The sequence below is a fragment of the Corynebacterium sp. genome, from assembly GCF_030532965.1.
Lineage (GTDB): Bacteria > Actinomycetota > Actinomycetes > Mycobacteriales > Mycobacteriaceae > Corynebacterium.
Map to the genome: position 1 here is coordinate 122,856 of NZ_JAUNKC010000003.1, position 10,640 is coordinate 133,495.

Sequence of the window (10,640 nt, forward strand, 5' to 3'; positions counted from 1 at the left end):
TCGGTTTTTAAACTGTCATTTTCCGCATTATTTCGACAGAAAAGGAGAGGTTGAAAATGACTGACCATATCCAGGTGCCAAAGAACCATTGGTTCCGCAACGATGACATCCCGGGCGTCCCTGGACCGGACCGGGAGATCATCGGCTACGGCCCCACCCCGCCCGTCATTCGGTGGGAAAACGGCGCCAAGGTAGCGGTGAACATCGTCATCAATTACGAGGAGGGCTCCGAACTGACCTTCGCCATGGGCGACGGCATGAACGACGGAATGTACGAATTGCCCTTCGACGTTGAAGGCCAACGTGACCTGGCCAAAGAATCCATGTACGAATACGGTTCCCGTGCGGGGATTTGGCGGATGTTCCGCACCTTTGACCGGCTTGAGGTGCCCGTGACCGTCTTTGGCGCCGCGGTTGCATTGGAGCGCAACCCGGAAGTTGCCAAGAAGATGAATGAACGCGGCGACGACATCGTCGGGCACGGCTACCGCTGGATCGATCATTACAACTATTCCCGCGAAGAAGAAAAGGAGCTTATCAACCTGGCGATGGAATCCTTCCAACGCACGCTCGGCCGGGTTCCGGAGGGGTGGTATTGCCGGGAGATGAGCACCAATACCCGGGAGTTATTGGTCGAGGACGGCCGGTTCCTCTTCGACTCTGATTACTACGGCGATGACCTGCCATATTGGACGTTTATCGGAGGCAAGTCGCACCTGGTGGTTCCGTATTCATTGGTCACCAACGACTGCCGCTACATCATGGGTACTGGCTTTGGCTCCCCAAGCGATTTCGTCGATTATGCTAAGCGGGCATTGGACCAATTGCTTGACGACGGCGACGATTGCGGCCGGATGCTCAGCATCGGCATTCACCCCCGCATCACCGGACATCCAGCGCGTATTTCGGGGCTTGCGGAATTTATCAAGTATGCAAAGGCTCAAGAGGGTGTGGTGTTTATGCGGCGCACTGATATTGCAAAGATGTTTATTGAGCAAGTTCCTCGACCCGCCAGCCCGGAAGATCGGCCGAATCGCTAACCTGCGGCCTCGGCGCTAAAGCACGACAGTGCTGGTTGCGGATTGGTGCGGTACAGCACAGGCACCCCCTTTTATTAAGCTGTGTGGTTATGACTACCGCTTACCAATCCGATTCCCCGCGCATTGTGCTTGCATCTTCCTCCCCTTCCCGATTGTCGATTTTGCAATCAGCCGGGGTGGATCCGATCATCGCACCAGCCGATGTCGACGAAGACGCTCTGTTGTCCGGGTTGGCGCACGCCGACCCGGAACAGGTGGTGGTTGCCCTCGCTGCGGCAAAAGCCGCGGCAGTTGCACCGCAGTTCCCGACCGACGTTGTCATCGGGGCGGATTCCATGCTGCTGCTTGATGGAAAACTCCAGGGCAAACCCCACACCGTGGAAGAGACCATTTACCGCTGGCAGGCTCAACGCGGCAAGAAAGCAACACTCATTACCGGTCACTGCTTGGTGTCGCCACGCGGGGAGTTTCAGGCCGCTTCCGCAACCGCCGTGCATTTCGCGGACGTAACGGATGCTGATATTGCGGCCTATGCGGCTACTGGTGAACCGTTGCCGTGCGCTGGGGCATTTACGTTAGAGGCGATCGGCGGCTGGTTCATCGACCGCATTGACGGCGACCCGTCGTCGGTCATCGGTCTTTCCCTGCCAGTTCTTAGGCAGGGGCTGTACCATTTTGGGTACCAGGTGCATGAATTCTGGAATACTGCCAACGCCGCACCGGTTAAATAGAACAACCTGATACCACCACCGTAAGGACACAGCTGATGAATTTTCTCGCCCCACCACCGGTTCTGCTCCCTGTTGACAACATTCCCACCCCCGTGACCGAAGCGGTGGTGCTAGCACACCCGGATTCCCCGCTGGGGTGGGCGATATTAGCCGAAGATGCGATCACTGCGGCTAGCGCTGACGACGCAGCGGCGCATACGGTAGCGACGGCCTATGCTTTTGCCCGCACCGGCTATCATCGCAGTTTGGATCGGTTGCGCGCTAATGGTTGGAAAGGTCAAGGTCCGGTTCCGTTCGACCATGAGCCGAACCAAGGCGTGCTGCGGGCAATCGCAGCGCTTGCGAAGGCCAGCGCATTAATCGGTGACGACGGCGAGTATGAACGGTGCCGGGCGATGCTTGTCGACGCCGACCCGGCCTGCGTCGAAAAGCTGCTGCCATAATGCCAATCCTCACACCGCGCGAAGTCCCGCTTGGCGGACTACGATCTCTCAACGTCCGGCGCACCTTGCCGCACCGCGATCGCACCTCGGTGGGGCCATGGGTATTTGTCGACCATTTCGGCCCGATGACGCAATCGATGGACGTAGCCCCGCACCCACACTGCGGACTGTCCACAGTGAGCTGGCTGTTTAGCGGAGAAATCAGGCACAACGATTCCGCGGGCTTCCACGAAACCATTCGCCCCGGCGAGCTCGTCATGATGACAGCCGGAAATGGCATCGTCCATTCCGAGGAATCGCAGCCCGGCGATCTGCACGGGGCGCAGTTATGGTTAACGCATCCGGTGGCCGAACGCGAAACGATAAACCCCCAGCCACGGTTGCAGCGCTATACGCCCAAGGCGGAGCACAGTGGCGAGGCAACGATAAAGGTGTTCCTGGGCGAAATCGCAGGTTTTAGCCCATCCCCCGTGGTAGCGCCATTGGATGCGATCGGGGCGGAGATAAGCATTCCGGCCGGTGGCCTTATCCGTTTGCCGCTGCGTGATGACTGCGAATACGCGGTTTTAGCCAACGAGACGGATTTCAGCATCAATGGCGAATCCCTCTCAAATGGCAGCTTATGGTTCTGCGATGCGGTACCAGTCGGTGATTCCTCGGCAACCGGCGGTCGAGAATTGCGAATCGCCGCGGATTCCGGCCCAGCCCATCTTCTTCTCCTCGGCGGTATGCCGCTGGGTGAAGAGATCGTGATGTTGTGGAATTTCATCGGTCGGGACCATGCGGACGTCCTTGCCATGCGAAACGATTGGGAAGACCCGCAGCGTCGGGAACAACGCTTCGGCACAGTGAGCGGCTACGGCGGCACCACGACGCGCATTCCAGCACCTCCGCCGCCGATGACCCGACTGCGACCACGCAAGAACGCCCCCGCCGGTTAGCGCAGAACCGAACGGTTGTAGCTTTCAAATTCTTCGATGGAGGTAAATCCCACGCCCTCGTCCGTCGGGTCGTAGGCCCCGTAGTTGTCGTTATAGAAGGTGCGGGGATAAATCTGGTCGGGTTCCAGCAGCGCTGCCTCTGGCTCGCTGGTTTCCGCTTCCGCTTCGCTTGTCGACGTCACCCCCGACGTCGACTTCTGCTGCGACGATGCCGATGCGGTGCCAGCCCCGGCCTTATGACCGTATTTACGCGCCGAAGCCGGGCGTTCCGCCTCCCGCACTGGGGCATTGAGCACCACGTCTTTCATGCTTTCCCATAACAACGGCGCTAGCGAAAGAACGTAATCATCCGACATGTGGTTGCCGTCGCGATAGACATAAATATTGCCGATGACCGGCGGGCAATGCCCATTCGGGCAGAACCAATCGGCGGTATCCACCGCCACCTGATTCGGCGCGTTCAGGTACTGGGCGGCCGGGTCAACCGGGGCGTACACCTCAGCACGAGTGCGACCACACTTAGTAATATCCTGATGCTGTTCAAAGCACTGGGACACCATCTGCCCGGTGCCGTCTGGATTCAGGAACCACGGATTATCCCGCAAACCGACGAATGAGATCCCTTCCCGCTGCAAGAAGTCCCACAGGGTACGGTACGAGACCGGGGCTTCGTCCACAAAGCGGGCCTTTTCCAACAACGGCCGGGTCGAGTTGCTAATCACAACATCCGGCTTATCCAGTTTGATCCGGGCCAAAAGCTTCTTATTAAACGCAGAGCAGTCCGCGCTGAAGTTATCGTCGCGTTCTTCCACATACGCCGGACACGCCTGGCGAACAATGGGGACTACCCGGAACCCATGTTCCTTTCCTAATAGATCAAGCGCGGCCATCCACTGTTCGGCATGGGATCCACCGATAACATAGACCAGCTTGTCGGCGTCACGATCGCCGTAGATGCACTTGCCTGGCTCCCGGTCGATAACCAATTCCTCGGGGTTATCGTGCAAAAACGACATGCAGCCGTCCTGCCATGCTGGGGAGACCGAATCGGCCAATAAGTAGGGATCAGGCATCGGCTTAGCCGCCGGAATCCGGCTCAAGCCCAACGCCGCGGCGCCCGGATACAGCACCGGATCCAGCCGCGCGTCAGCCAAGGCGGCCACCTGCTGCCGCCATAGCTGCGGCACATACACCAACGACGCCACCATGGCCACGATCACGAGGCCACCTGCCAGCCGCAACCGAGGCGGCCACGATGTGCGCAACCCGGCCCGGGCCTGGCACACACGGGCTTCACCAGCAACGGGCCGCTTGCCGTGTTGTTTTAATGGTTCCTCAATAAACCGGTGCGTCAGGTCGGCCAACACCAGCGATACGCCGATCACCGCAATGCCCAACCACACACTTGGCGAGGGCATATTCAGATACACCGTGGATACGATCAACAGCGGCCAGTGCCACAGGTACAGCGGATAGGCAACCTGGCCGAGCCACCGCATAAACCGACTGGCTAACCAACCCGAACCGGCACCGCCACCAAGAACCACCAGCGCCGCACCACCGAGGGGATACAACGCGGCCGGGCCGGGGAACAACGCGGCGCCGTCGAAAAGCAGGCCGGTGGTGAGCACCATGACCACACCAATAATCGCGAATGCGCGCCGTAACTTGATATTCAAATGCACCCGGGTAGCAAACAGCGCCAGCAGCGCGCCGAGAGTCATTTCCCATAGGCGGGTGAACGTCGAATAGTAATTCAGCGCCTGGTTCTCGCCGTGCAGGTACGTGGCGTAGCCCAACGACGCGGCCGTTACCAGCGCCAGAATCGGCGCGGCCAACCGCGCAGCGCTCACCGGCTTATCCGCAGCGAAGCGAAACTTCGCTATCAGCGCGACGATCGTGGCGAACACAATCGCCCCGACATAAAACTGCCCTTGCACCGCCATCGACCACAGGTGCTGCAACGGGCTGACGGTGGTGCTTGCCGCACCGTATTCCGCGCCCTGAGTGGCCAATTCCCAGTTCTGGTAATAGCCAATCGACGCCTCAAGCTGGCGCGCCAGGTTTAAATTCCGCAGCTCTGGCGTGAAAACCGCCACCGCGAGCGCCGTTGCGCCCAGCACCACCGCCAACGACGGCACCAGGCGGCGAATCGTGCGCCATATCGGCCACCACGGATTAAGGTTAGCGCCAGGGCGGGTAGCGTAACGGAGCTGGGCACCGAGGAAGAAATAGCCTGAAAGCAAGAGGAAGACATCGACGCCGCCGGAAACCTTGCCGACGAAAACGTGGAAGATGACAACGAAAGCAATAGCAAGACCGCGCAGACCGTCGAGGTCATAGCGGTATTTACTCGCGTTAAGCTGATCCATCAATCTCCCCAGTCACTGGAAACCCATTGCATTAGCCATGGTGGCGTCACAACACTCGACGGCCCGCAGTGTTTGACCCACAACTTCGAACCGTCCCTCCCACAATAGGCCGGGGGTTTCCTCTGCTCAAATAGCTACCCCAACCCCTCACACGCCTGGGGTTATGGTGAGATTTGCGTCATAGATAGCTCATTTTCTAGCTTTCGTTAAAAAGCACAAAAGCCACAACATAAGCGACAGCCCGTGTATTTTTTGAACCTCTAAATTCCGAAAGGCGCCATCTAATACGATGGTGTACACCTTCTACCAAACCATAGACTGCCACGCATGTTGCGGCAGAAAGAATTATAAACCACGAAACACAAAATCACGGTTGCCCCACCCTATTCGTGTGGTGGAAACAACCGTGACCTGTAGTTTTTAGGTGGAAGATTGCAAATTATGCGTGCTTAGCCTCAACCCGGCCGATGGCTTCCTTCGCAACCAATTCCTGAATGCCCATGTCCAGCTCGGAGGTGAAGCCTACACACGAGCAGTTGATCTCGCCGAGAACGTATGTATCGGAGCCATCCTCAGCATCAGCAAGCATGAAGTCGGCCGTCCAAATCAATGGGATATTGTCGCCGCCGAGCTTCTCAGCGATAACTGGTCGAGCCTCAGCGAACATATCCACCAAGTCCTGCCATGCTTCTGGCTTATCGTAGGTGTACTTCGCGCCAGAGAACAGGGTTGCGGAGAAGTTGTCGCCGCCCTCTGCAGGCTTCTTGTGAACGACGAATACAGGGTGCGGGCCAACCAAGAGGATACGGATCTCACCTTCAACGATGCGAGGCATGAACCGCATGTCAACCAACATACCGTTGTCGCCAATGATGTACTGATCGCAGAAGTCCATGAACTCGCCCAGCTCCCGGATTTCGGTGTGGTTGTCCACAGCTTCGGTGCACCGCAACTTGGTGTCCAGCGGAAGGGCAGTACCCGGAGTGACCGAGGCAGCCAGTTCCTTGTCCTCCAGCTGCACGCGCCAGATGCCTTCGCCGGTGGAACCGCGGTTTTGCTTCAACACGCGCTCGCCGTAGGAAATGGAGGTCGGGAAAGTGTTGTGGAAGGTCTCAACATCGTAGTATGCGGCGGTATCAGCCGGAACCAGGTCGGTGTCGTTTAGCTTGACCAGCGCATCCTTGGCACCATAAGCCATCATTTCCGCCGGGGTGGACATACCAACCAGGCCTGCATCGCTGAGCTTGGTCAACAGGTCGAAATACCCCTTTTCGCCGCCCGGGATATTGCCAGGATTAACGCGGGAGATATAGGCATCGAAATTCTTGGAAACGTAGTCAAATAGGGTTTCTGCCCATTCCGGACGGTAGTACACTACCTCTGCATGCCAGCCTGCTTCTTTGATGGCATTGACAATCGGCATGGTGTCTTTGCGGTGCCCATCGATGAACTTATCGGAGCCGCCTTCGACCTCAAATACAACAATGCTCTTATGCACGGTGGTGCCCTTTCGCGGGAATCAAATGCTCATTAGGTTGGTACGAGCACGAACTATGGATGATGGAAATGCCTGCCTGGTAGATAAAACCCAACCCTCGATACCGCTTCCACGATGGTGATCAACTGCCACCAGGTGTCGTCGAAAAGCACCGCCAAAACCCGCTTTAACAGCGACGATGGCGATCAGGCCGAAGTGCTACATAACCAAGCACACCCCAAATATTTTAGTCAACAAAACGTGGCGCCGCTCGCTTCAATACCAAAAGGTAACCAATGCCACACACCACCGCTTCTTGTTAAAAGATCAACGAACCCCACCCCCCAGCTTCCCACATCGCTGCACCCCATCAGCCGCACAACTGTGCACCTAGATTTCCACCCCTATTTTCACACACTCCCACATTGACCGAATAGATCCACCGCGCTCCAAACCTCAGTCCACACGTCACCTCGCCCCACGCAACACACCCTCCTTTCACCTCTTTCGCCCATCGCCGACGGCACCAATGTCCCACGCCGCCCCTCTACGAATGCAACTTACGCAAATTTTCACATCGGTTGCCCACGTTTAAACCAAAAATGGGACTACCCTTGAAAAGAAATCAAGATTTTTACTCAATGCGATAGACAGAAAGGCCTTATCTTCGATATGCCTGCGCCATTTGACCCAGATCCGCACTTTGCCGAATACGCCCACCCGGAACGGCTAGTCTCAGCCTCTTGGCTTTCCGCCCGACTCGGCACCCCGGGGCTCCGCGTCGTCGAATCTGACGAAGACCCCCGCCAATACGACATCGGGCACATTCCCGGGGCGGTACGCATTGACTGGCACCGCGACCTTAACGATCCGCTCTCGCGCGACTTTTTAAGCCCAGAACGATTCGCCGAGCTCATGAACGAAAAAGGCATCGCACGCGACGACACCGTGGTTATCTATGGCGATAAATCAAATACTTGGGCCGCTTTTTCCCTCTGGGTTTTTGAATTATTTGGACACAAAGACGTCCGCCTACTTAACGGCGGACGAGATGCCTGGATCGCGGAAGAACGGGACACCAACTACGTTGTTCCCGACTACCCTGCCACCAATTATCCGGTCGTGGACCGACGAGACGACGAAATCCGCGCCTTCGTTTCCGACATTATCGGCGAACCACCGGCTGGCGAATACAATCCGGAGGCACGGCGCATCACCGACGCAACAATCCTGGATGTTCGTAGTTCGGAGGAATATATGGGGACACCCCCGGACAACACCCCCAATACGGGGGTATTACGCCAGGGACATATCCCCCGCGCGGTGAACGTCGCGTGGGAAAACGCAGTCTACCCGAACTCCCGATTCCGCTCTCGCGCCGAGCTAGAGACGGCTTTTGAACCGGCTATCAATGCAGACGAAACAATCGTCTATTGCTATCAAGGGCACCGGGCTGCGCACAGCTGGTTCGTGTTAAAGTACCTGCTAGGGTGCGAAAATGTTCGCAATTACGACGGATCGTGGGCCGAATGGGGAAACATGGTCCGGATGCCGATTCGGAAAGGTGAAGACCCAGACAACCTCGAAATGTCATTGGAATGGAACAGCACCACGCATCGGTAAATTTTTTAGTTCGCAGTTTTTGCTTTATGCCGGGCGTAAATGTGTAAGAATGTTTAACGCCAAGCGCTTCAATTTTTGTATGGGTTGTTCCAATCCCACAATCACATATCGCCACAACCCGGCACTGCCGACTTAGTGGTGAAGTACCGAAGCGACAGCTGACAACTAAAACTCCAAATGATTACATCAACGAACCAGGAGAGCTTCACGTGACTGTGGAATCCAGGAAGATCACAAAGGTTCTCGTCGCCAACCGCGGCGAGATCGCCATCCGTGTTATTCGCGCCGCTCGTGACGCAGGCATTGCCAGCGTTGCTGTCTACGCAGAACCAGACGCGGATGCCCCATTCGTTACCATGGCTGACGAGGCATTTGCCCTCGGCGGCCAGAACTCCGCAGAGTCCTACCTGGTCTTTGACAAGATCCTCGACGCTGCGAAGAAGTCCGGCGCCGACGCTATCCACCCAGGCTACGGCTTCCTTTCCGAAAACGGCGACTTCGCCGAGGCGGTAATCAACGCCGGCCTCATCTGGATCGGCCCATCCCCGCAATCTATTCGCGACTTGGGTGACAAGGTAACCGCCCGCCACATCGCGCTGCGCGCCGACGCACCAATGGCACCAGGCACCAAGGAACCTGTGAAAGACGCTGCTGAGGTAGTAGCTTTCGCTAAGGAATACGGCCTGCCAATCGCCATCAAGGCTGCATTCGGTGGCGGTGGCCGCGGCATGAAGGTCGCCTACTCCATGGACGAAGTTGAAGAGCTGTACGAATCTGCCACCCGTGAGGCTGTCGCAGCCTTCGGTCGCGGTGAATGCTTCGTTGAACGCTACTTGGATAAAGCCCGCCACGTCGAGTGCCAGGTTCTGGCCGACATGCACGGCAACGTTATCGTTGCTGGTACCCGTGACTGCTCCCTGCAGCGTCGCTTCCAAAAGCTTGTCGAGGAAGCCCCTGCCCCATATCTCACCAACGAACAGCGCACCTCCCTGCACGAATCCGCAAAGCGCATCTGTAAGGAAGCTGGCTACTACGGTGCAGGTACCGTTGAATACTTGGTCGGCTCGGACGGCCTGATCTCCTTCCTTGAGGTCAACACCCGTCTCCAGGTGGAACACCCAGTCACCGAAGCCACCACCGGCCTGGACCTGGTTCGCGAACAGTTCCGCATCGCTGAGGGCAAGGAACTCCACATCAAGGAAGACCCAACCCCACGCGGCCATGCATTCGAGTTCCGTATCAACGGCGAAGACGCTGGCTCCAACTTCATGCCAGCACCAGGCACCATCACCAAGTACGTTGAGCCTGCAGGCCCAGGTGTCCGCATGGACTCCGGCATCGTTGAAGGCTCCGTTATCGGTGGCCAATTCGACTCCATGCTGGCCAAGCTAATCGTTTTCGGTGAAACCCGCGAAGAAGCCCTCCAGCGCTCCCGCCGCGCCCTGGCCGAGTACATCGTTGAGGGTATGCCAACCGCCATTCCATTCCACCGCCACATCGTGGAAAACCCAGCCTTCGTTGGCGACGAAAACGGCTTCGACGTCTACACCAAGTGGATTGAGGAAGAATGGGATAACCCAATCCCGCCATACGTTGACCCAGCTGACGCTGAGGAAGCCGAAGAAGCTACCCCGAACCAGAAGGTTGTCGTGGAAATCGACGGCCGTCGCGTCGAAATCGCACTTCCGGGCGACCTCGCCCTAGGTGGTGGCGGTGCCGGTGGCGCAAAGAAGAAGGCCAAGAAGCGCCGCTCTGGCGGTGCCAAGGCTGGCGTCTCCGGTGATGCAGTAGCCGCACCAATGCAGGGCACCGTTATCAAGGTCAACGTTGAGGAAGGCCAGGAAGTCGCTGAGGGTGACGTCGTGGTTGTCCTTGAGGCCATGAAGATGGAAAACCCAGTAAAGGCTCACAAGTCCGGCGTTGTTACCGGCCTGGCCGTCGCCGCAGGCGAAGGCGTGACCAAGGGCTCCGTTATGATGGAACTGAAGTAATTAGTTTTCCGTCTTTTCCAAC

Annotated in this window: 8 protein-coding genes; 6 read left to right on the plus strand and 2 right to left on the minus strand. The window is 57.5% G+C overall.

Going from position 1 to position 10,640, the window contains the following annotated elements; genetic code table 11:
• The first annotated feature begins 56 nt into the window (after positions 1-56).
• From Q4D85_RS02745 to Q4D85_RS02760, 4 genes are all read left to right on the plus strand, one after another.
• Complete coding sequence (locus Q4D85_RS02745; protein WP_303198036.1) at positions 57-1,040, plus strand: polysaccharide deacetylase family protein; 984 nt, start codon at positions 57-59, stop codon at positions 1,038-1,040.
• An 89-nt stretch (positions 1,041-1,129) separates the two neighbouring features.
• Entirely contained in the window at positions 1,130-1,771 is a 642-nt protein-coding gene (locus Q4D85_RS02750) for a nucleoside triphosphate pyrophosphatase (RefSeq protein ID WP_303198037.1), read from the plus strand.
• 35 nt (positions 1,772-1,806) lie between these two features.
• Positions 1,807-2,214 (plus strand): DUF3151 domain-containing protein, encoded by a 408-nt coding sequence (locus tag Q4D85_RS02755; RefSeq protein WP_303198039.1) that lies wholly within the window; start codon positions 1,807-1,809, stop codon positions 2,212-2,214.
• Entirely contained in the window at positions 2,214-3,155 is a 942-nt protein-coding gene (locus Q4D85_RS02760; protein WP_303198042.1) for a pirin family protein, read from the plus strand. The genes Q4D85_RS02755 and Q4D85_RS02760 overlap by 1 nt, the downstream gene beginning before the upstream one ends.
• On the opposite strand, the gene Q4D85_RS02765 is transcribed toward Q4D85_RS02760, so the two are convergent.
• Together Q4D85_RS02765 and Q4D85_RS02770 are read right to left on the minus strand one after the other, a co-directional pair.
• Positions 3,152-5,527 (minus strand): acyltransferase family protein, encoded by a 2,376-nt coding sequence (locus Q4D85_RS02765; RefSeq protein ID WP_303198043.1) that lies wholly within the window; start codon positions 5,525-5,527, stop codon positions 3,152-3,154. The genes Q4D85_RS02760 and Q4D85_RS02765 overlap by 4 nt on opposite strands.
• Before the next feature lie 439 nt (positions 5,528-5,966).
• Entirely contained in the window at positions 5,967-7,025 is a 1,059-nt protein-coding gene (locus Q4D85_RS02770) for a Cj0069 family protein (RefSeq protein WP_303198044.1), read from the minus strand.
• A gap of 651 nt (positions 7,026-7,676) precedes the next feature.
• Between Q4D85_RS02770 and Q4D85_RS02775 the strand changes: the two genes are divergently transcribed.
• Positions 7,677-8,627 (plus strand): sulfurtransferase, encoded by a 951-nt coding sequence (locus Q4D85_RS02775; RefSeq protein WP_303198046.1) that lies wholly within the window; start codon positions 7,677-7,679, stop codon positions 8,625-8,627.
• Between the two features lie 209 nt (positions 8,628-8,836).
• Positions 8,837-10,618 (plus strand): acetyl/propionyl/methylcrotonyl-CoA carboxylase subunit alpha, encoded by a 1,782-nt coding sequence (locus tag Q4D85_RS02780; RefSeq protein ID WP_303198047.1) that lies wholly within the window; start codon positions 8,837-8,839, stop codon positions 10,616-10,618.
• The last annotated feature ends 22 nt before the right edge of the window (positions 10,619-10,640 follow it).